This window comes from Thioalkalivibrio sp. ALMg13-2, assembly GCF_000381185.1.
GTDB lineage: Bacteria > Pseudomonadota > Gammaproteobacteria > Ectothiorhodospirales > Ectothiorhodospiraceae > Thioalkalivibrio > Thioalkalivibrio versutus.
In genome coordinates, this window is the sequence record NZ_KB906110.1 from 1 (window position 1) to 21063 (window position 21063).

At 65.0% G+C, this 21063-nt stretch carries 17 protein-coding genes and 1 pseudogene; 4 read left to right on the forward strand and 14 right to left on the reverse strand.

Features of this window, described 5'->3' with window-relative positions; all coding sequences use genetic code 11:
* From F618_RS0108540 to F618_RS0108575, 7 genes are all read right to left on the reverse strand, one after another.
* Nucleotides 1-1135, reverse strand: a 1135-nt coding sequence (locus tag F618_RS0108540; protein WP_019568308.1) for an FAD-binding oxidoreductase, incomplete at its 3' end; no start/stop codon positions are given.
* On the reverse strand, nt 1132-2262 hold the full coding sequence (gene cfa / locus F618_RS0108545) for a cyclopropane fatty acyl phospholipid synthase (RefSeq protein WP_038071463.1): 1131 nt from the start codon (nt 2260-2262) through the stop codon (nt 1132-1134). The genes F618_RS0108540 and cfa, both read right to left, overlap by 4 nt.
* A gap of 491 nt (nt 2263-2753) precedes the next feature.
* Nucleotides 2754-4079 carry an acetyl-CoA carboxylase biotin carboxylase subunit family protein gene (locus F618_RS0108550; RefSeq protein WP_019568310.1) on the reverse strand — a complete coding sequence of 442 codons (1326 nt, stop codon included), beginning with the start codon at nt 4077-4079 and terminating at the stop codon, nt 2754-2756.
* Nucleotides 4080-4939: 860 nt separating this feature from the next.
* On the reverse strand, nt 4940-7600 hold the full coding sequence (locus F618_RS0108555) for an AMP-binding protein (protein ID WP_019568311.1): 2661 nt from the start codon (nt 7598-7600) through the stop codon (nt 4940-4942).
* A 26-nt stretch (nt 7601-7626) separates the two neighbouring features.
* Nucleotides 7627-11724 (reverse strand): trehalose-phosphatase, encoded by a 4098-nt coding sequence (gene otsB / locus F618_RS0108560; RefSeq protein WP_019568312.1) that lies wholly within the window; start codon nt 11722-11724, stop codon nt 7627-7629.
* 331 nt (nt 11725-12055) lie between these two features.
* Entirely contained in the window at nt 12056-13021 is a 966-nt protein-coding gene (locus F618_RS0108570) for a 1-phosphofructokinase family hexose kinase (protein ID WP_019568313.1), read from the reverse strand.
* 119 nt (nt 13022-13140) lie between these two features.
* Nucleotides 13141-13383 carry a hypothetical protein gene (locus tag F618_RS0108575; RefSeq protein WP_231362670.1) on the reverse strand — a complete coding sequence of 81 codons (243 nt, stop codon included), beginning with the start codon at nt 13381-13383 and terminating at the stop codon, nt 13141-13143.
* 266 nt (nt 13384-13649) lie between these two features.
* On the opposite strand from F618_RS0108575, the gene F618_RS0108580 reads away from it, so the two are divergent.
* The gene (locus tag F618_RS0108580) at nt 13650-15080 is read left to right on the forward strand and encodes a phospholipase D-like domain-containing protein (RefSeq protein WP_018937686.1); all 1431 of its coding nucleotides are present in this window, start codon (nt 13650-13652) and stop codon (nt 15078-15080) included.
* A gap of 293 nt (nt 15081-15373) precedes the next feature.
* Here the strand turns inward: F618_RS0108580 and F618_RS0108585 are convergent, their stop codons facing one another.
* From F618_RS0108585 to F618_RS15515, 3 genes and pseudogenes are all read right to left on the reverse strand, one after another.
* Nucleotides 15374-15694: a hypothetical protein gene (locus F618_RS0108585; RefSeq protein WP_018145781.1), complete on the reverse strand. Its 321-nt coding sequence runs from the start codon at nt 15692-15694 to the stop codon at nt 15374-15376.
* A gap of 140 nt (nt 15695-15834) precedes the next feature.
* A complete protein-coding gene (locus F618_RS0108590; RefSeq protein ID WP_018176857.1) occupies nt 15835-16350 on the reverse strand; it encodes a type 1 glutamine amidotransferase domain-containing protein in 516 nt (171 codons plus the stop codon).
* 61 nt (nt 16351-16411) lie between these two features.
* Nucleotides 16412-16775 (reverse strand): annotated as a pseudogene (locus F618_RS15515) (hypothetical protein); the annotation flags it as partial.
* 116 nt (nt 16776-16891) lie between these two features.
* Here F618_RS15515 and F618_RS0108595 point away from each other — a divergent pair.
* Complete coding sequence (locus F618_RS0108595; protein ID WP_018169669.1) at nt 16892-17098, forward strand: LexA family transcriptional regulator; 207 nt, start codon at nt 16892-16894, stop codon at nt 17096-17098.
* Nucleotides 17099-17111: 13 nt separating this feature from the next.
* On the opposite strand, the gene F618_RS0108600 is transcribed toward F618_RS0108595, so the two are convergent.
* Complete coding sequence (locus F618_RS0108600) at nt 17112-17783, reverse strand: DUF429 domain-containing protein (RefSeq protein ID WP_018169668.1); 672 nt, start codon at nt 17781-17783, stop codon at nt 17112-17114.
* Nucleotides 17784-17868: 85 nt separating this feature from the next.
* Between F618_RS0108600 and ubiG the strand changes: the two genes are divergently transcribed.
* Nucleotides 17869-18627 (forward strand): bifunctional 2-polyprenyl-6-hydroxyphenol methylase/3-demethylubiquinol 3-O-methyltransferase UbiG, encoded by a 759-nt coding sequence (ubiG, locus tag F618_RS0108605; protein WP_038071466.1) that lies wholly within the window; start codon nt 17869-17871, stop codon nt 18625-18627.
* On the opposite strand, the gene F618_RS0108610 is transcribed toward ubiG, so the two are convergent.
* Together F618_RS0108610 and F618_RS16335 are read right to left on the reverse strand one after the other, a co-directional pair.
* Nucleotides 18574-19242, reverse strand: a complete 669-nt coding sequence (locus tag F618_RS0108610; protein WP_019568315.1) for a bifunctional 2-polyprenyl-6-hydroxyphenol methylase/3-demethylubiquinol 3-O-methyltransferase UbiG — start codon at nt 19240-19242, stop codon at nt 18574-18576. The genes ubiG and F618_RS0108610 overlap by 54 nt on opposite strands.
* 189 nt (nt 19243-19431) lie before the next feature.
* Nucleotides 19432-20061: an FAD-binding domain-containing protein gene (locus F618_RS16335; RefSeq protein WP_369772994.1), complete on the reverse strand. Its 630-nt coding sequence runs from the start codon at nt 20059-20061 to the stop codon at nt 19432-19434.
* On the opposite strand from F618_RS16335, the gene F618_RS16340 reads away from it, so the two are divergent.
* A complete protein-coding gene (locus F618_RS16340) occupies nt 19981-20163 on the forward strand; it encodes a hypothetical protein (protein WP_019568317.1) in 183 nt (60 codons plus the stop codon). The genes F618_RS16335 and F618_RS16340 overlap by 81 nt on opposite strands.
* Nucleotides 20164-20286: 123 nt before the next feature.
* On the opposite strand, the gene F618_RS16345 is transcribed toward F618_RS16340, so the two are convergent.
* Nucleotides 20287-20967: a deoxyribodipyrimidine photo-lyase gene (locus tag F618_RS16345; protein WP_019568318.1), complete on the reverse strand. Its 681-nt coding sequence runs from the start codon at nt 20965-20967 to the stop codon at nt 20287-20289.
* Nucleotides 20968-21063: the final 96 nt, after the last annotated feature.

Sequence of the window (21063 nt, forward strand, 5' to 3'; positions counted from 1 at the left end):
CGCTGGAGCGGACCATGTCCCAGAAGCCGAAGTTGATGTACGCGGTATCGGTACGCAGCTGGAACAACGAGAACCCGGCCTCGGGCACGACAAATGGGCAGATCCACACCGGACGGATCCCGATTTCGGCCTCGAAATCGGCCAGAAACGCCGCGGCGCTGGCGATCGGGATGTCGACGTCCTGGATCACCGCCTCGCTGCGCGGGCGAACCGCGTGGAGCAGGCTCAGCGGCCAGCGGCGGCTGGCGCGCATGATCTTCTGGTAGGTCACGCTCGACAGGCGTTTGCGCCCGAGAAGCAGCCGCACCGGCTTGAGGTGGGCGCCGACATTCCTGCTGCACCAGAACCAGTCGGTGTCCCAGCGCCAGAGGTAGTCGTGGATGCTCAGATAATCCTCGCGCCGTTCGCGCAGGCTCTCCCAGTACTGGCGCATCCAGGTGTAGTCGCTGGCCTCGGTGCCCGCCGGCAGCGATTCCACGCAATGCGCGCGGGTCAGCACGTAATCGCCGGGTGCGAAGTACACGCCATCGAGAAACGCACAGGTCGGGTGCGCGCATTCCTCGGCGATCGCGGCGAACAGTTCTTCGGGGTCGCGGAAGCGGGTGTGCTCGAGCCGCACATAAGGCCCCACCCGAATCAGCCGCAGCCGGACCCGGGTGGCGTAACCGAGGCTGCCGTAGGAGTTCGGAAAGCCGTAGAACAGTTCCGGGCGCTGCTCGCGCGAACAGGTCAACACGCGGCCGTCGGCGACCATGACGTCGAGCTCGTCCACCGTGTCGTGCACCAGGCCGTAGCGGAACGCGCCCGACTCGATGCCGATCCCGGTGGTCGCGCCGCCGACCGTGATGCTCCTGAGTTCCGGCACGATGGCCGGTGCCAGGCCGTGCGGCAGGGTTGCGTCGACCACGTCGGCATAGGTCGTCATGCCCTCCACCTCGGCAACGCCGGCCTCGGCGTCGATCTCGATCACGTGGTTGAGCGAAGCCACGTCGATCTCGGTCCGGCGGGCCTCCTGGCGCGGCCTGAACAGGTTGCTGGTGGACTTTCTCAGGCGCACCGGTCCGTCCGACCCGGCCAGCGCCGCGGCCATCGCCTCCACACGATTGCGGTGGGCGGCCCAGGCGGCGCTGCTCATCGGACCGGCTCGTAACGCGGCAGATCCCCGTGGCTGAGCACGAGCTGCCAGAGATTCAGCTGGCGCGCCCGGAAGGCGCCGGCACAGCTCAGCAGGTAATAGCGCCACATCCGGTAGAAGCGTTCATCCAGGCCTTCGCTTTGTTTCAGCTCCGGCCAGGCGGCGACGAAATTGTCGTCCCAGGCCATCAGGGTGCGGTCATAGTCCGGGCCGAAGTTGTGCCAGTCCTCGAGCACGAACAGCCCCTCCTTGGCCCGGGTGAGCTGCGCCTCGGATGGGATCACGCCACCGGGGAAGATGTATTTCGCGATCCAGGGGTCGGTGCCGCCACGGCTAATGTTGCCGCCGATGGTGTGGACCAGCGCCAGGCCGCCGGGCTTCAGGCGGGCCCGGGCCAGATCGAAGAAGGCGCGAAAGTTCTTCGGCCCGACGTGCTCCATCAGACCGACACTCAGGACACGGTCGTATTGCCGGGATTCATTGGCCGCCTCGCGGTAGTCCTGCTGCCGAACGTCGACCGGCAGGCCCTCGCAAAGCCCTCTCGCGTACTCCACCTGCTGACTGCTGATGTTGTAGCTGTCCACCTCGCATCCGTGCTCCGCGGCCAGAAACCGGGCCAGCTCGCCGAACCCGCCGCCCAGTTCGAGCACGCGCATACCCGGCTCCAGGTGCAGCTTGCGCGCGATCAGGTCCAGCTTCGCGCGCTGGGCTTCGTCCAGGGTCGCGTCGGCCCCGTCGGGGCCGTAATAGGCGCAGGTGTATTGCATGGTCGGCCCGAGCATGGCCTCGTAGAGCCGGTTCGAGAGGTCGTAGTGCTGCTCCGCGACCCGCCGCGAGCGCCGGCGACTCTGCTCGTTGGCGAGCCAGCTCAGCAGCACCCGGCCGAGTACCGCGGGGCTGCGCACCTTGCGCTCCAGGCGTCCCCGGAGGATCCGGAAGAACAACTCGTCCAGCCGCTCGACGTCCCACCAGCCGTCCATGTAGGCCTCGCCGGTGCCGAGCGACCCCTCGGCCAGAATCCGCCGATACAGCCGCTCGTCGTGGACCTGAACATCCCAGGGCCGCTCGCCACCAACCTCGATGTCAGCGCTGAGCAATAGGTCCGTGACTTGTTGGCTTGCTGACATGCTCGTGCTCCTTGCAAGAATCGGACGGCCGGTTTCCAGCCGCGATAAATCCCTCCACTTTAGGCAGAGTTATGAGCTAGATCCAAATTCGCAATGGTCCGTTCTCCTCCAGATCCGGTCCCCTCGTTCACCCGCCTTCCGCCGTTGTGCATGAACGATCCGCCACCAAAAAGACCTGCGACGGGATAAGCCACCCCACATCACAGCCCGTACCCAGAAGATGTACGGCCAGGCCAGGGCTGCGCCGCTCCGTCGGCAAGCAGCCCACCGGTGCCGGGCTACCTCATTAGACCGCCTCCGCGCAGGTCCGCAAACGCGACTGATTGATCCGCTCATATGCCCCGGGACGACCGAACACTGCTTTTTGGAACATGATCGCCCTTCAGACCATGCGCGCAAGCCGTATCCCGTGCAAAGCGGAAACCCCGGTCGCGCACCCTCGCACACCCCGGGGCCATTTCGGATTCCAATCCCGTAGCGAAGGCCGCATCTCAGGACACAGCATTCTGCACCTCCGGGGCCTCGCCTGATATCTCTGGAACAGACCCGAACTCGAAGTGCAGGGCCTGCAGAATACGGTTGTATTTTTCCAGCAATGCCTTGCGATCCTCTGCGCCCGTATGGACATGAGCGATATCGTAGCTGTAGCTATCCTGCTCCAGCAGGCTCGAGAGCCGCGTCCCCTGCTCGACCTTCAGCTCGATCAGGGTATCCGGAAATTCCTCCTGGATACGCTCGATATCGCCTGCGCTGGGAACATGCGTGGCGATTCCGTCCTCGAACACGCGCACGTGAAACTTCGCGGCACACCCATAACGGCCGTGTCGTAACGGTAAATCCGGTGCCCTTCCCAATGCCAGTTCAAGCATGATCTGGAAATTGGAAGCCCCATCCACTTTTTCAAACATATCGCTATGTGATTGTGACAATCGCGGATTGACTTCCAGCAACGTGAGCTCCTCGGACTTTGTCCGGTAAAAAAACTCCACGTTGTAGGTCGCATTGTCGTAGCCAAAGTGTAGCAATACTTTGTTGGTCGCCTCACTGATCCTGTTCTTCACCCGCTTCGGAAGGCTAGACGGGTATTGATAGCGAAGAAACGACGAACGGTTGGGATAATTGATCGAATCGATGATCCCGTAATGCTGCGGCTTGCCGGCAAACACGTAACCCTCTATCGTGCACTGGCGCCCGCCAACAGCCTGTTCAACGATACAGTTCCGGCCGCCGATGGCGGCAATCTCCTCAGGGAGATCTGCATACGAAAGGATCTGGTCGAAGGGTCCGGCGATCCGATCGATGCGCGCGCGGAACTGGCCAATGGCATGGCCCAGCTGGCGCCGGTTGCCTACCCTGAATGCAAGAAGCGAGTCCATCCCCTTAACTGGCTTGATCCAGAAGGGAAAGGGAACGTCCATAGCGTCGATGGCGGCATCATCGAACGGATCCAGGACATCGAATCGCGGGACCATGCCCGGGATAACTTTGTGCTGTTCCAGCCGACTCCAGTATTTGTGCTCGCAGCGGAGGACACTCTCGAGCGAGGGCGAGGAAAGTCCATATTCGCGGCAGAGGATCGCCACCATCGTGGTCACTGGAAAATCCCAATAACCGAGAATTCCGTCGATCGAACCGTCGAACTCCTGTAGACGTTCTCGTGCCTTTCCAAGGCATTCTTCGACAGGATAAAACCCTTTGGCTTTTACTTCATCAAAAGTCAATAGCTCATGGAGTCTGTAGTCGATGCCGATGTCGACCGCCCTGACCTTCTTCATGTTAAACGGGTCGGCCCCGACGATGAAAATATTCTTGGCCATTTAAAATCCTCCACGGCGAAGTGATACAGAACACAATCGCCTTGGCCTGCACCAGACCAAGTGCAGGTAGTACAGAGCCGGGCTGGCCAAAACGCTCGCCCTGTCACATGAGGGCATTACCCCGAGATTAGATGGTGCCTACCAGATAGCAAGCTCGGGGGCCGCACCGACTGTCGTGGTGAGAGGAGTTTGTCAGCGTGATCCGCCAATCGAGTTCGCGAAGCGGCTGATCATCATCCACGGCCCGGAGATCAGGACACACAGGGGCTGGGTCGCCCCAAGGCTCAAGGCTCAAGGCTTCAACAAGGATCGCCTCTTTCCAGGCCGTCTTTCATGCTGACGTCCACCGGTTACGGGAGATCGTCCAGGCCGGGCCGACCGTTGTCTTCAGCACGAGCGTTCCGAAACTACCGCTCGACATCCTCGGCACGGCACATCACGGTTCCTTCGCTTAAGGAGACGCTGATTGAATCACGCGCTCGCGTTGGTGCCCCCTGTTTTCCGAGACAAGGCGCGGCGTGCAGCGGGTAGTGATTCTACCCGAAAGCGGCGCAACACAGGCTCGGGGAACAGGGGGCACCAACCCCACAAGCCATTGAATGCAGGGGCTCGGCCGCCCGTTGTTGACGAAAACGTGCGCGCGCACGGCGTTGCGGTTCCCTTGTGCAGAATGACTGCACGGCAGTCACCGCGCCTTGTTCGCACGCAAAAGCGACTCGAGCGCGAGCGCGAGCGCGCAACTCAATCAGCGTCTCCATAACAGGGCGGCGACACCCGTGGCGACGGCATACCACGCCGCACCCCTGACCGCCAGCCAGCGTAGTTGACGCCAGACACTCCCCTATCGGTCAACGTAGTGGTCACCTGCCGTGTTCTGCCGCAGCGCCCAGTTCCTCCAGAGCGGACTGCAGGGTGCGGACGATCTCTCGCTCGTCGGTGCCGTATTGCTCCGGCAGAACCGGCTCCCCGATGACGACACGCACCCTTCCGCCGAAACGCGGGAAATGCTTGCCCGGCGGCAGCACCTCGCGCGTGCCTTCAATCCACACGGGCACCACCGGGACGGGTTGTGCCGCGAGCACGAGCCCGATACCGGGCCGCAGTCTCTGGAGCGTGCCTTCCGGGGAGCGCTGGCCTTCCGGAAACCAGATCAGGCTGTGTCCCCGCTTCACACTGGCCGCAGCCAGAGCGAGGCTCCTACGCGGCGCGGATCCGGGGTCGACCGGCAGGACGCGCGCAGTGCGGCTGAGCGCCCCATATAACCGATTGGAGAAGAAATAGTCCTCCAGACCGGCCCAGTACAGCGACTCGAGATCCCGCCTGCTCAGGGCGGGCAGCAACGCCAGGGGGTCGACGAAACTCAGATGGCGGGGTGCGAGCAGGTAAGGACCGTCGGCCGGAAGACTGCCCTGCACCTCGACGCGCATCAGCAACCGCGAGAGCAGCCGCGCAAAAACCAGCAGCAGGCCGCCGACCACGCGGCGGGTCGTGCCGGGGGGCTCCAGGTCCTTTTTCTGGTCTTCGGCGAGCAGCGCTTCCGGATCTTCGAGTTGCGCCTTCAGTTCGCCCCGGCCCTCCTTGGCTTCGGAGGCCCCGGCCGCCTCCTGCAGGAGGTCCCGGACGGTTTCGACGCGTTCGATCGCCGAATCATCCAGATCGATCCCGGCGCGGTCCTGCAGCGCAAGCGTGAGGTCGACCCAGCTGAGCGAATCGATCCCGAGCTCCTCGGCGAGGCTACTGTCGGGCGTAACGCGGATATCATGAAAGCGCTCGGCGAGGTAGTTCCAGGTACGTTCGGCGCCCGGGTCCGAGAGCAGCTGCTGGTCCTCGGGGGCCATCGACTCCGGAGAGACCGGCTCCGGTCGCGCCTCGGAAACGGCATCTTCCTTGCCCAATTCCTCGAAGAGCTCTTCGAGCTTGTGCCGGCGCAGCTTGCCCAGGCGCGTGCGCGGAAGGGGATCGAGCGCAATGCGCACCACACCCGGGCGGTGATGACTCGGCAGTTCCTCTGCCGCGCGCTTGACCGCATCCTTCACCCGTTTCTCCAGGTCCTCGCCGGTGACCTCGCGCAACAGCCCCGACTCCGGAACCACGACCGCCGCCAGGCGATCGTCATGCGCCAGCACGCCGGCCTCGCGGATCTCGTCAATGCCTTGCAGGGCGCCCTCTACCCGTTCCGGGTCGACGTTCTCGCCCCCGGAGAGCAGGATCATCGAGGACTCGCGACCGTGCAGGTGCAGGTAGCCATCGTCGTCGATCTCGCCCGTGTCCCCAGTGCGGAACCATCCGTCCTCGTCGAGGACCTCCTCGGTCTTTTCCGGAAGATTCAGGTAGCCGGCAAAGATGTTCGGGCCGCGTGCCATCACCTCGCCGCGCCCGTCGCGGGAATCAGTGTCGTCGATGGCCAGCTCGACGCCCGGCAGGGGCAGCCCCGCGGCCTCCAGTCGCAACCGGTCCGGCGGGTTGTAAGTGAGAATCGGCGCGGTCTCGCTGAGACCGTAGCCGGTACCCACCTCCCAGCCCAACGCCTGCAGGTCGCGCCCGAGGTTGGGGTCGAGCGCGGCACCCCCGGCGACTACCAGGCGCAGGCGCGGGGCGAGCCGCTGGTGCAGGCCCTTGAACAGCCGGCGACCCAGGCGCAGCCCGAATCGCTGGCGCGCCAGTTTCGACAGCCGCAGCATCTGCCGGAACAACAGCGCCGCGATCCGCCCACGCCCCGCAACCCGGTCCTCCAGGGCCTTCCACACGGCCTCGTAGAGGCGCGGCACCCCCAGCATCACCGTTGCCTCGCCATCGCGCAGGCCGCGCACGATCTGCGGCCCTACCAGGGAGAACGGCACGATGATGGGCGCCCCGAGGGTCAGGGGGACCAGGATGCCGACGGTGAACGGATAGACATGATGGAACGGCAGAGGGACCAGGACCCGGTCGCGATGGTCCGCGATTTCCTCCGCACAGAGCGCGCCGACATTGCTCGTCAGGTTCCGGTGGGTCAGCGGCACGCCCTTCGGCGGTCCGGTGGTACCGGAGGTGTAGAAGACCGCCGCGACATCGTCGTGTCGCGCAACCGACGATGCCGCATCCTGCTTCAGAAGCCCCTCCCACGCCTTGGAAGCCTCCGGCTCGGCATCAAAGAGGCAGGTGCGCACCTCACCCAAATCAGCCGGGAGGCGCTGTTTCAGCCTCGAGGTAGTGAAGATGAAGCGCGGCCGCGAATCGGACAGGGCGTGCTGCAGATCCTCGGAGGGCATCTGCGTGTCCAGGGGAACCACAGTGCCCCCCGCGGTCATCACCCCCAGCGCGGCGATGACCCACTCCGGGCTGTTCGGGGCGAACAGCCCCACCCGGTCTCCGCGTTCCAGGCCGGCCTCCCGGAGTCCGGCCGCCAGACGCCCGGCTCGCTCGAGCAGATCCGCCCGCGAAGTGGTTTCGAGGCCATCGCGGGTCATGGCGACCACCGCCACCTGCCCCTCCTCCGGCGACTGCGAGGCGAAGAGTTCGTCGACGGTCTGGGCATTCATGTCGGAAACCTCCAGGGAAACACGGATCAATGTGCCGGGTCGGGCTCGACCCCGCCGGTGCGATTCTCGTCGCGAACGCGTTCCTCCGGCTTCAGCAGCCGGAAGCGGCAGTCGTCGCCGGGCGCCAACTCCCGGTAATGACCGCGGTAAGCCACCATGATCGAGTGGGTGGTATAGGCACCGCTGCGGATCTCCAGCAACTCGCGGGTGGCCTCCACCTCCAGCGTTTGGTTGCGGTAATGCAATCGCACCTTCACGCAGTGCAGTTCCGGGGGGAACACCGGATCGAAGTGGAGCACGTTACCCCGCATGTCGATCCCCAGGTAGCAACGCTGAACCAGATCGACGCTCCCGGCCATCGCGCCGACATGGATGCCCTCGGGCGTCGTACCGCCCTGGATGTCCTCGAGGTCACTGTCCAGGACGCGCTGAAAGAGATCCCAGGAATGGGAGCGGTCAGACCGCGCCATCACCCAGGAATGCGGCACGTGGCTCAGGGTCGAGCCGTGCGAGGTGCGGGCCAGGTAGTAATCGACGTTGCGCGGGATCATCGACGGATCGAACGGATAGCCGAGCTGTTCGAACAGCATCGCCAGCTCCTCCGCCGAGAACAGATAGAACATCATCAGGACGTCGGCCTGCTTTGAGACCTTGTAGCGATTTGACGAATCGCCCTCGGCCTCCAGGATCCGGTCCAGGCGCTGGATATCACCGTAGCGTTCCCGGTACTCCTGCCAGTCGAACTCTGCGAGCTGTTCATAGCCCTCGAACTGACAGATGATCCCGTCCGCGTCCATCGGCACGCGCAGCTTGCGGCTGATCTCGTCCCAGAGATCGAGTTCCGCGTCGTCCAGGCCGACACGTTCCCGCAGCTCCCGCCAGCGGATCTCCGGAAGCAGGTCGATGACGTCCCGCGCGCGGGTCAGTACCCAGGCCGCCATCACGTTGGTGTAGGCATTGTTGTCCACCCCGCCCTGGGCCTCGGGGTCGGCGTCCGGATACGCGGTGTGATACTCGTCCGGCCCCATCACACCCTTGATCTCGTAGCGCTCCAGGTTCGGGTTATAGACCGATGCACTGGCCCAGAACCGGGCGATCTCCAACAGCATCTCCGCCCCGTAGAAGTTCATGAACTCCTGGTCACCGGTGGCCTGGAAGTACTGCCACAGGTTGTAGGCGATCGCGGAGTTGATGTGCCGCTGCCGGTGGGAGGTATCCGGGAGCCACCGCCCCGAAGTCGGGTTCAAATGCAGTCGCTGCGTCTCCTCGCGTCCGTCGCTGCCGCTCTGCCAGGGATACATCGCGCCCCGATAGCCGGCCTCAAGCGCCGCCTGCCGGGCCTCCCCGAGGCGGCGATAGCGGTAGCGGAGCAGCGCCCGGGTCAGCATCGGAATACGCAGGTTCAGGAAGGGGAAGATGAACAACTCGTCCCAGAAGACATGTCCGCGGTAGGCCTCGCCGTGCCAGCCCCGCGCGGGGATGCCGGTATCGAGATCGACCGAGTGCTTCGAGGTGGTCTGCAGCAGGTGAAAGATGTGGATCCGCAGCTTGAGTTCGGTATCCGGCGCCGCGTCATCCTCGAGCGCAATGTCGCATTCCCCCCACAGGTGGCGCCAGGCCATCTCGTGGCGGGCCCGAAGGGCGTCGAAATCACCGGCACGGCCGAGGGTTCGGAGGGCCTCTATGCCGGGTTCGGCGATCGCGGCATCACGCGACGAGTACAGCGCGAGGACCTTCTCAATCCGGAGGTTCGCGCGTTCCGGCAGATCGAGGATGATCTCCTGCGCCACGCCCTGCGCCTCCCGCAGCGTTTGGCGCTCGACCCCGGCCTCCACGCCTTCGTGGTACACACGGGTGCGGGCGGCCTGCGCAATGTCGAGCCGGGACTGGTTGGTCCGGGCCCGAAGAAAGAGGGTGTCGTCGCCCCGGTGGTCCGCCTCGAGAATCTCGAGATGGCGGTTCTCGAGCCCCCGGTAGCGCGCCACGCCATCATTGACCACCCCGCCGTCGAGCGCGGAATGCAGGGTGACCCGTCCCGACCAGTCCTCCGCGGTCAGCTCCACGCACAGGGCCGCGAGGTGCGGGTTATCCATGCTGACCAACCGACGCTCGCGCCACTGCGTGGTACGGCCCGCCGGATCGCGGAAACGCAGGCTGCGCAGCAACAGGCCGCGGTCAACATCGAGTTCCTGTGCAAACGACAGGATCTCCGTGTCGTCAAGCCGGAACCAGTCGCCGTCATCCACGCGGAAGGTCAGCGGCAAGGCGTTGGGTAGGTTGACTAGGTCCTCGTTCTCGACCTTCCTACCGGCCACCTCGCTGATCAGGCGGTTGTAGCCGCCGGCGAGATAGGTGCCCGGGTAATGCACGTCATCCGCCCACGCGTCCGGCGCGGCACCCCGCATCGCGAAATACCCGTTGCCCAGCGTGCACAGCGCCTCGCGCAGACGCTCCTGCCAGGGACGGTAGCCGGAGTAGCGCAACACCCAGCCTCCCTTGTCCCGTGTATCCGCCGCCGCGGCATCGGAGACGCGCGCCGCCAGAATCCCGGTCAGGGACTGGAGCAGACGTTTCACGCCGAGGACGTCATCCACCACGCAGTCGGCAGCGGTCGCCCGGGTTTCGTCATGTCGCACCGCGACGCAAATGCCCTCCCCCGCAAGCGCGCGGAAGGCGTCCTCGTCGGTCAGGTCGTCGCCGACATACACCGGCACGAACTTCTCGCCCGGGCCGTCCACCTCGCCAAGAATCCAGCGCACGGCCTCGCCCTTGTTCCAGTGGATGCCCGGACCGATATCCAGCACCTTCTTGCCGTGGCCGAGACGCAGTTTCGGGTGTACCTCCAGCACCTCGCGGACGATCGCGCCGACCCGATCCACCTCCGCGGTGGCGACACGCCGGTAATGCACGGCAATGGAAAAGCGCTTGCGCTCCACCATGTGGCCCTCGATCCCTGCCAGCCGCTGCGTTAGTTCCTGTTCCGCCGCATCCAGTTCGGGGAGGAACTCATCGCCCTTCTCCAGACTTCGGTCGTCGTCCTTCGGACCGGCGATCTCGAAGCCGTGGCTGCCCGCGAGCCACACGGAGTCGAGGGCGACCAGCTCCCGAAGCTTCATCAGATCGCGACCGCTCACAATGACCACACTGCAGTGCCGGGCCAGCGCCGCCACCGTCGCGCGCATGTCGCCGGCCAGCCATGCCTGCGTGTGATCCTCGATGATCGGCGTCAGGGTGCCGTCGTAATCCAGAAACACCACCGGACGCGCGGCCTGCAGGCGCGCGAACATCTCGCTCTCGCGATCCCGGGCACGGGGCAGATCGACGAGCGTGCGTCGGGTCAGTCCGGCGGCACGACTGTAGCGAAGCTCGGCGGCATCGCGGACCACCAGGTCGGCGCCGAGCTCGAGCAAGGCATCGGCACGGTCGGGACCGGCCATGCCGATCACGGGCCGAAAGCGTCCGCGCACCGCCGCCTCGACACCACTGCCCGCATCCTCGAGGACCGCGCATTCCTGCGGCGCTACGCCCAGTCGCCGCGCCGCCTCCAGCAGCATCGCCGGATCCGGCTTGCCGGGGATATCCAGCCGCGCCAGCTCGTTGCCATCCACCCGTACGTCGAAGGCGTCGAGCAAGCCGGCGCTGCGCAGGACGGCCTCCACATTGCGACTGGAAGAGAACACCGCGGTCGGGATGCCACCGCGGCGCAGTACATCAAGCAGTCGCAGGGTGCCCGGGAGCGGCTGCACCCGGTTTGCCTCCAGCCAGGCATGGAAATACCGGTTCTTGCGCCGGCCCAGGCCCGCGACCGTCTCCGCCTCCGCCTCCGGGCCATCCTCGTCGCTGCCGGCCGGCAGTTCGATGCCGCGCGCGTCAAGAAACGTGCGGATGCCCTCGGCACGAGGGCGCCCGTCCACATACCGGCGATACTCCGCATCGGCGTCGAAGGGCTCGAACGTCTCTCCGAAACGCTCGGCGCGCGCCTCGAGGAACTCGTCGAACAGGCGCTTCCAGGCCGCGGCGTGGGCGCGTGCCGTATCCGTCACCACCCCGTCCATATCGAACAGCACGGCCCTGGTGTTTGCCCCTCGTTCCGCCTGATCCTTCATGCGGGCCTCCCGCTGCATGAAATCCCTCGGTCGAATGGCGGCGCCTGCAGGCAACCCCCACTCTCATCATACGCATGGAAAGATTTCGCCAAGAAACCCTGATCTTCGATGAAACCCTGCCGCCGCCACGCGGCACGGATATCACCCTCGCGCAGATAATGAGCACCCCGACTGTCGTGCTGAACGGGGTTTTTCAGAGTGATTAGCCAATCGAGTTCGCCAAGCGGCTGATCATCATCCCCGGCCCGGAGATCAGGGCACACGCCCCGGGCCTGGGTCGCCCCAAGGCGCGGGTGTTTCAACGAGGATCGCCTGTTTCCAGGCCATCTTTCAAGCGGACTTCTACCGGTTATGGGAGATCGTCCGGACCGGACCGATCGTTGTCTTCACCACGAGTCTCCCGAAACAACCGCTCGACATCCTCGGCACGGCACATCACGGTACCCTCGCTCAACAGCGCGGCGGCACCCGCGGCGACGGCATACCGGGCCGCACCCCCGAGTGACTTTCCACCAGCCAGCCCGAGTACGAGAGCAGCCACGAAGCTGTCACCCGCACCCACCGCGCTGCGGGCTTCAACCTCTGGCGAGGGGAGATGGAAGACACCCTCGGACGAGGCAAGCAGCGCCCCTTCCCCGCCAAGGCTCAGCGCGACGATCTCCGAGCCGCCGGCGTCGAGGATCTTCTGCAGCGCGGCCTCCTGCTCTTCCCGCGAATCCAGATCGGCCCCGGTTAGCTGGCGCAATTCCTGTTTGTTGGGCTTGACCAGGAAGACCCCTTCATCCAGCGCAGCCTCCAGGGAGGCGCCGGAAGCATCGACAACACAGCGGGTCCCTGCCTGCTTTGCCAGCCGTGCCACCCGGGCCGTGAAATCGTCCGGGACCCCTTCCGGCAGGCTGCCGCTCACCACCAGATAGCCACCGTCCGAAAGCACCTCCTCCACACGGTCCAGCGCCCCGCGCCACTCCTTCTCCTGCCACTCCGGACCCTCCAGAACAAAGCGATATTCCTTTCCGGTCGAGTCCTCGGTCACGTTAAAGCTCTGGCGGGTGCTGCCCTCGATTTCGATCGGCTGTGCCCCATCCAACTCGGCTTCCAGCAACCCGCGGTACACGTCGCCCATCGGGCCGCCCACGGCGTAGAGCGCCGTCGCCTCGCCTCCCAGACGCTCGATCACGCGGGCGACATTGACGCCACCGCCACCGGGGTCGAAACGGCCGCCCGAGCAGCGCAGCTTGTGTTTGCTGACCACCTCCTCCACCGACGTGCTGACGTCGAGTGCGGGATTCATCGTGAGCGTGACGATCGGTTGCATCGTATTTCCTCCGGTGCTTGCGCGCGGATGTTCTCAAGTACCGAATCCGGGTATCGGCGTAGCGCCCCACTCATCGGCTGCGAGTTCCTCTGTGCATTCGGCCTGCGCGACCCTCCGCTTCACCATGAAGCTGTCCGGACACTCACCAGGATGCGTTCGATCCCCTGCTCCACCCGAAACGCGGCGAACTCCGGGTAGTCGTTCGGGGCCCGACCGCCGAGGCCGGTCTCCACACCGGCGTCCCGGGCCTTTTCCAGCATCACACCGTTCGCGGCGATGCTCTCGCCGAAGCCGGGATCGCGAGACCACTTGTCCGGCACTGGCGTCCAGGGACCCGCCTGCGCATTGACAGACTTCGCCACCAAACCCCAGTCTCTAGGCAGACGCTACGCGGTCCTACGGCCCGGACAAGCAGTTGCGCTTCAGGGGCCACCCGCCACCGCAGCCGGGCGGGTTCCCTGACATCAGTGTAGCCCACCATCGGAGGGGTCCCGTTGAACGTCACTGAGATGCCCCCGTCACCTCTGGACGGCTATGTGCCGATCGAGGATCACGGCCTGATCGGCGATGGTGCCAGGACCGGAACGCCGCCGCGTTCGTCCCTGGCCGCCGGCGCTTCGGGCTGCGCATGAGGCGCGGGCGCTGGTTCCTGCTTGGGTTGCTGGCTGTCTACCTCTCGACCGGCGCCTACCACCTGTACAAGCCGCTTCCCGAAGGGCTCGATGTCGTCACGCCCTACCATCCCGCCGAGGGGGTCGAGTTCCTCGCGGATGCCACGTGGACGGACACGCAGGGCAATCAGCACACAGAGCAGGAGATATTCGATGCCGCCCTGGAGATGATCGGACAGGCGCAGTCGCTGGTCGTCGCGGATTTCTTTCTGGTGAACCAGTTTGCGGCGACGTCCGAGGCTGCGCATCGTCCACTCTCAAGCGAGTTCGTCCTCGGACTGGCGGAGTGGCACGCACAACGCCACGGGGTCGAGGCGCTGCTGATCACCGATCCCTTCAACACCCTCTACGGCGGCATCAAGCAGCCCCTGCTCTCCCGGCTGGAGGCGCAGGGGATCCCCGTGATCGAAACGAATCTGCGGGCCCTGCGCGATCCCAACCCCCTGTGGTCGGCCACCTGGCGCATCTGTTGTCAGTGGTTCGGCAACAGTTCGCATGGTGGTTGGCTCCCGAACCCGGTGGGCGATACACCCGTCACCCTGCGCACGTACCTTGCGCTTCTAAACTTCAAGGCGAACCACCGCAAGACGCTGGTCACGGATGGGCCGGACGGCTGGACCGGACTGGTGACCTCGGGGAATCCGCATGACGCCAGCAGCCGGCACGACAACATCGCCGTGCGTTTCCGGGGCGCCGCGGCCATCGACCTGCTGCACACCGAGCGCGCGGTCGCAGAGTTCTCGAATGGAACCCGAACGGCCCTTCCGGATCGCGTGGAAGCGAACGGAGCCGTCGATTCGCCCGTCGGGATCCGAGTCCTGACCGAGTCACGGATCCGCGACGCCGCCCTGGAGATGATTGACGCCTCGGATCCCGGGGACCAGCTGGACCTGTGGATGTTTTACCTCTCGCACCGGGCCATCGTGAAGGCCCTTCTGGCCGCGCAGCAGCGCGGCGTCGACCTGCGGGTGCTTCTCGATCCGAACCGTGATGCATTCGGCCGGAAAAAGCAGGGACTACCCAACCGGCAAGTGGCGCTGGAACTGAACGCCGGGGGCGTCTCGGTGCGCTGGTGCAACACCCAGGGCGAGCAGTGCCACGCGAAGATGCTCCTGCATCGTCCTCGCGATGGAGATGCCACGCTGCTTGCGGGCTCCGCGAACTTCACCCGGCGCAACCTGGACAATTTCAACCTGGAGACCAACGTGCAGATTCAGGCCGAGGCCGGGACTCCGGTTATCGCCGATGCCGCCCAATTCTTCGATACCCGCTGGCACAACGAGCCGGGCCGGGTTCACAGCCTCCCCTACCAGGAATATGCCGACGACTCCCGGCTGCGCTACTGGCGCTACCGGATGATGGAGGCAACCGGGCTGTCTTCTTTCTGATCCGCACCAGACACCGCTTACTGCGGTGCGGACCCGTTCCACACTCGGAAACACCACGCCGAGGGCGGTCGCCCACGAGTATGGCGGTTATTCGCGAACCAGCAGGCGCGGGCCACACCACGCTGGGCTGAACCCACCGAAGCGACCTCCCTCCACCGGGGACGCACCACCCCCCGGGACGGACTCGCGGCCATGCCTCTGGCAATGCCAGGCACTGGGCCGGGGAGCAAGAAAAGGCGACCGGGGCGGCGACGCGGCTCGCGCGACCGTTTCCATTTCGCCAGGCCTCGTTCTTACCGGAAGCGATCCGAAGCGTTCCGAAGTGCCTTTGCCATGTCATCCCAGGCGGACTCCATTCCTTCCCGCAACTCCTTCCACGAATCCTCGCTCGCCTCGCGCACCTGGCGTAGCCGTTCCTCGGCCTCGTCGCGCCGTTTACGCAGTTCCTGGATTTGCTCTTCGTACTTGGCGCGCAGATCCGCATCCGCCTGCTTGGCCTTCGCCTCCAGCTTTCCCAGGTCGTGGTTCCATTCGTCAATTTTTGCTTTCATCTTCTCGACGTATTGTTCGCGATCACTCATCTCGTCCGTATCCTTGTTCTTCGTGAATTGCATGGGTCCGCTGCGAACCAAGGATCCGCAGCATATAAAGCTGCGCCCTGAACACGCCCCAATACATCCGTTAGCGGAAGCATTGGACCGGGACTAGGGCCTGCTGGCTCGAACTAAAGCCCTCTGCTGTATGTGCGGGGGAATCAGCCCAGTTTTTCGAGCAACACCCGACAAAATGCAGGCAAGTCATCCGGCGTGCGGCTACTGATCAGGTTGCCATCCTGCACGACTTCCTCGTCGAACCAGTCGGCACCTGCGTTGACCATATCGTCACGGATCGAATGGAACGAGGTCACCCGCCGCCCGGCCAGTATGTTGGCCGATACGGCCATCCAGCCACCGTGACAGATCCAGGCCACCAGCCCGCCACGCTGGTCCACGGCGCACACCAGATCGACCATTGCCCGATGCCTCCGCATCTTGTCGGGTGCCATGCCGCCCGGGATGATCAGCGCATCAAGGTCGTTCGCATCGACCCCGACGGCACTGACGTCCGCCTTCACCGTATAGCCCTTGGCGCTGGCGTATTCCGGCTTGCCGGCGCCCACAACGGAAACCCGCATCCCGGCTTCCAGCATGCGCAGCCGTGGATAGTGCAGCTCCAGCTCCTGGTAATTATCTTCTGCGAGGATGGCGACATGCTTGTCGGCAAGGCTCATGGTGCTTCCTCCATGCAGGGGTTTTCATGACGGGTGTAGTCAAGCCCGCGGCGGAAGAGCGTCACGCCTGCCCTTCCATCGCCTGATCCTTCAGGATCTCGCGGATTGCTTCCACCTCCAGGGTTTCCTGTTCCGCCAGGGCCTGGGCAAGGGTTTCGAATGCTTCGCGGTGTTTTTCCAGTGTCTCCCGAGCGCGAGCCTCGTTGAATACCAGAGATTCGGCCAGACGCCCGCCCGAACATCACCGCGATCTTGTCGCGCAAGTAGGACTCGCCGAAATTGTAGCGCTCCTCCTCGGGCACCTGCGCCGTTACCGCAAGGGCGTGCCCGCGCGGGATCACGGTCGCCTTTTCGAGAGCATCAGCCTTGGGTAACAAATACGCCAGAAGGGCATGCCCCGACTCGTGGTACGCGACGATCTGTTTGGCTACATTGAGCGGTTCCACAATCCAAGGATGCGGCGCCGCATCGCCGTTCAGGATCTGAAGTTTTCAGCCCTTTCCAAACCGTCCGCAGAAATGGGGTAGAACCCGACTGGGTGGTGATCGAATCGCGCAACCATGCCCGCAACGGCGAGATCCTCGTGGTCCTGATCAATGGCGAAGAAGCCACCCTCAAGCGTATCGAGCAGCCCCCGAATGTCGTCCTGCTGCACGCGGAGACTCGGACCTATGCGCCCCTCTTCGTCGCCCCGGACCGACTCCGCATCCAGGCCGTACTGGTCGGGCAGATGCGCCGTCACCTCTGATCGAAGCAGCCCGTCAGCAGGCGAAGTCGAACGGATGCAGCGGCGGCTCGGCCGGGTGGATCCAGGCGGGGCTGCCCTGGCTCCACCACCAGGCCGCCACGGCCGCGGCACAGGCGGCCACCGAGTGATCGCTGACCTGATCGAGATCGCACACCCCGTGGAGCCCCTGCCCCTCCAGCCAGACCAGCAGCTCGCGGCGCGCCTCTGAATCATGCTTCATGGCCTTCAATGTCGCCACCGAGGCGTCCCTCAGGACCATCGCCACGGTGGGGTGTACCTCCACCACCCGGGCGTCCGGGCGCTCGCTGCGGAGCATGCGGCTGACCGCCACGCCCCGCAGCGTCAGGTAGGCCATGCGCGGTGCGGAAGGTGCCATGACGGTTCCGGCCGGCAATCCGTGTTCGACCGCCACGCGTCGCAGGGACTGGTCGGATGTGCGGCTGCCTCCGATGGGCGAATACGACAAGGGCGCATCCAGCCCCACAATCGCGCCCGCGGGTACACGGTCGAGGATCGCCTGGTCATTGGCCCCCGCCACCAGCTCCAACAGATCGAGCGCCCCACCCTGTTCACGGAACACGGCGACGGAGGTATGCGCGGCACTCCCGGGACCGGACAGGTCCACCCCGATGATCGTCTGCCCCATTCGATCTACCTCGGCCCGCTTCTGACGAAGGGCCACCATCGCATCGATCCTGGCCGGGTGCGATCAAAAACGGGATCGCGTGGTCCGAAAGTAACCTTCACATACATGGTGAGCCGCGCAGCCAATGAATTCTCCGGATGTGGAACGCGACCGAACCGTCGATCCGAACGAGGTGGAGCGCTACCGCGCCCTGGCCGAGATGTGGTGGCAACCGGATGGCAGACTCTGGCCCCTGCACGTGCTGAATCGCCTGCGCACCGACTACATCCGGGATCAGCTCTGCCACTCGCTCGGACGGGACCCGGAAGCCGACCGCCCCCTGGCCGGCCTGCGCATGCTGGACATCGGCTGCGGCGGAGGCCTGTTGAGCGAGGCCATGGCCCGCCTCGGTGCGGACGTGCTGGGCGTGGACGTGGTGGACCGCAACATCGCCGCGGCCCGGCATCACGCCGACGAGCAAGGCCTCGATATCCAGTACGAGGTCAACACGGCGGAGGCCCTCGCGGAGCGCGGAGAAGACTTCGATGTGATCCTCAACATGGAGGTGGTCGAACACGTCGCGGACCTGCCGGCGTTCATGGGGAGCGTCAATCGCATGCTCCGCCGCGGCGGTCACACCTTCGTGGCCACGATCAACCGCAATCCGGTCTCATTCGTGGTGGCGATTGTCGGCGCCGAGTACCTGTTCCGCATCCTGCCCCGGGGCACCCATCAATGGAAGCGCTTTGTGACGCCGCGGGAAACACGGGAGCTGCTCGCCCGGGACGGCCTGGAACCCGCGGCGCAGACAGGGGTCAAGGTAAATCCGCTCAACCGCCGGATGTGGTTGTCACGATCCATGAGCGTTAACTACATGATCCTGGCGCGCAAGCCCCCTGCCTAATCCGGCGTCTTCGCTCGCCGGACACGCCACCACAAGGCAGGAAGCGCGCGACCCATGGGTGGCCAGCACGCTCCATTCCTCCACCACCAGATCCGCGGCGGCGAGCTGCGCGCGGAGATCGGCCTCGTAGGTCACATGCCCAAAATCGATGGTCGTGATCCGCCGTAGCAAGGGCTTCAGCGTCTCCATCCAGCGCACAGTGCGCCGTTGAATCGTCTGCGTGAACACGAACCGGCCACCGGTTGCCAGCAGACCCTTGCAGTGGCGCAGGGCCCGCTCCGGATCGGGCAGCAGCATGAAGCTCGCAGAGAAATACACCACGTCGTAGGGCCCAGCCACGTGGTCATACACGGATTCCTTCCACACCTCGACGCTGTCCACAAGCGGCGATCCCGCCAGACGCCGCCGAGCCCGCCGGACATAGTCACCATCGATATCGATCCCGGTCAGGCGCAACCGCTTACGCCTCACGTCCCCAGCATTCGCCAGCAACGCCCCGCCCGTGCCGATGCCAACGTCCAGCACCCGGGCCCCCTCGGGCATCCGATCCAGTGCGGCTGCGTACCAGCGCGCCGTCAGCCGGAGAATCAGAAAATCATAGATTGCGCTTCGCATGGAACGTTTCGCCAGGTACAGGGGAGGGTTGTCGCGGCGGGGCCGTGCAAGCGCGCCGACCGCGATGCGCCACCCTACCGCATGACGGGGCACGATGATCGGACCACCCGGAAGCGCCAAATCGACAGGTCCGGAAGCCACTCATGGATCCGGGTCCGGAAAGAGATCCAGTTGATCCCGCGCACGCCCCTACCCCGCCCGGCCCTGGATACGCGCCGAGAGTCGACGCCGGCTGCCATGACGCCGATGGATGCCAGCATTCTGCTGGCGGAAAGCACCGTTTCCCCGCACCGCCTTGAAGCGTTCACGTGCCCTCCTCGCAGCCTCTTTATGATCCACCAAGGGCGCCGGATAATCGTGTCCGATGCGGCAACTGGATTGGCGCTGCAGGCTTTCCGGCATCTTCCATGGCTGATGAATCCAGTCGCCCGGCACCCTTGCCAGTTCAGGCACCCACTGACGAATAAATTGGCCTTCCGGCTCCTGCTCCAGTGACTGCTTCACGGGGTTGTAGATTCGCAGTGCGTTAAAGCCTGTCGTGCCGGACTGCATCTGCATCTGGCTGTAGTGGATGCCCGGCTCGTAGCCCGTGAACATGCGAGCCAGATGCAGCGCCGGTCGCCGCCAGTGGAGCCAGTGGAGCCAGAGGCGATACGAGGCGAACGCGACGACCATCGCGCGCATGCACGCATCGACCAGCGAGTATCCTGTGAGGCCATCCTTCCAGGCACAAAATCGGTGCTCATCAAAGGCGTCTTCGCGCAGGCCATCACACGCACGGTGCAGGTTGTGGAATTCGATGTCCGGGGCATCTTCCAGCTTCTGCAGGAAGTGGCAGTGCCAGTGCAGCCGTTCTTCGAACTGGCGCAGCGACTTTCACCACGCGGCCTGCCGGCGATCCTGGCCGCTTGGTGCCCGTAACTGAATCTGGCGGTCACGCAAGGCCTGCAGCACGCGGCGTAACGAAACCGTGCCATAGGCCAGATGCGGACTCAGGCGGGAACTTGCCGTCCAGGCACGGCCGGGGCTGCTGATACCGCCGGCCTAACGCTGCCCGCGTTCCCGCAGCAAATCGCGCATAACCCCGCGTCCTGCCTCCGAGCCCGGTTCCTGCAGTTCGGTCACGGCATCTGCCACCACACCCTTCGGGCAGCGCGGCAGGCGCTCCACGCCACCCGCCACGGCGGGTCCGGCGGCCAGGGCCCCGGGCGGTACAAACGCGGACTCGCGCATCAATTCCTCCCACTGGGACACCCAGCCATCGCGGTTACGCAGACCTCGGACTACCCCATGCTGGCGATACTCCCGCCATGGGATGCCGCGATGGCGAAGCAGGTGCGCGACCGCGCCATCACGGTCATCGGTCCAGCGATTTCCGGTTTCCTGGTGGCTGTACACCGAGACCACAGGGATCTCTTCGCGCAGTTGTTCGAGCACCTCCACCGCATCGCCCTCACGCACGACGAGAGGTCGACCCCGTTCGGACACGGCCTGGTCCAGTTCCAGTAGGCTTGCGCGGACGAAATCCCAGTGACGCCGGCTGGTGTCCGAGAGCTCCCAGTAACCCGGTGCCACGATGTACAGCGGCAGTATGGGCCCCGCTTGTGCGGCGTGATGGAGCGGGGCGTGATCATCGACGCGCAGATCGCGCTTGAACCATACGAGGTGGACGGGCTCGGATATTCGGTACGGACTCCGGAAGACGGGGCCTGAACCGGCCTGCATCGAAGGCGCCGGCCCAGCCTTTCCCAGTGCAGACTCCCCAGCATGCCGCCAGGTTCGCTCGAGCCCCAGCCCAATGGCTGCACGAAACCAGACATT

Bases quoted from the DNA above. Each gene is read 5' to 3' on its own strand.
- cfa (WP_038071463.1), bottom strand. From the start codon at position 2,262: ATGTCAGCAAGCCAACAAGTCACGGACCTATTGCTCAGCGCTGACATC.
- F618_RS0108550 (WP_019568310.1), bottom strand. From the start codon at position 4,079: ATGGCCAAGAATATTTTCATCGTCGGGGCCGACCCGTTTAACATGAAG.
- F618_RS0108555 (WP_019568311.1), bottom strand. From the start codon at position 7,600: ATGAATGCCCAGACCGTCGACGAACTCTTCGCCTCGCAGTCGCCGGAG.
- otsB (WP_019568312.1), bottom strand. From the start codon at position 11,724: ATGCAGCGGGAGGCCCGCATGAAGGATCAGGCGGAACGAGGGGCAAAC.
- F618_RS0108570 (WP_019568313.1), bottom strand. From the start codon at position 13,021: ATGCAACCGATCGTCACGCTCACGATGAATCCCGCACTCGACGTCAGC.
- F618_RS0108580 (WP_018937686.1), top strand. From the start codon at position 13,650: ATGAGGCGCGGGCGCTGGTTCCTGCTTGGGTTGCTGGCTGTCTACCTC.
- F618_RS0108585 (WP_018145781.1), bottom strand. From the start codon at position 15,694: ATGCAATTCACGAAGAACAAGGATACGGACGAGATGAGTGATCGCGAA.
- F618_RS0108590 (WP_018176857.1), bottom strand. From the start codon at position 16,350: ATGAGCCTTGCCGACAAGCATGTCGCCATCCTCGCAGAAGATAATTAC.
- F618_RS0108600 (WP_018169668.1), bottom strand. From the start codon at position 17,783: ATGGTGGCCCTTCGTCAGAAGCGGGCCGAGGTAGATCGAATGGGGCAG.
- ubiG (WP_038071466.1), top strand. From the start codon at position 17,869: ATGAATTCTCCGGATGTGGAACGCGACCGAACCGTCGATCCGAACGAG.
- F618_RS0108610 (WP_019568315.1), bottom strand. From the start codon at position 19,242: ATGCGAAGCGCAATCTATGATTTTCTGATTCTCCGGCTGACGGCGCGC.
- F618_RS16345 (WP_019568318.1), bottom strand. From the start codon at position 20,967: ATGCAGGCCGGTTCAGGCCCCGTCTTCCGGAGTCCGTACCGAATATCC.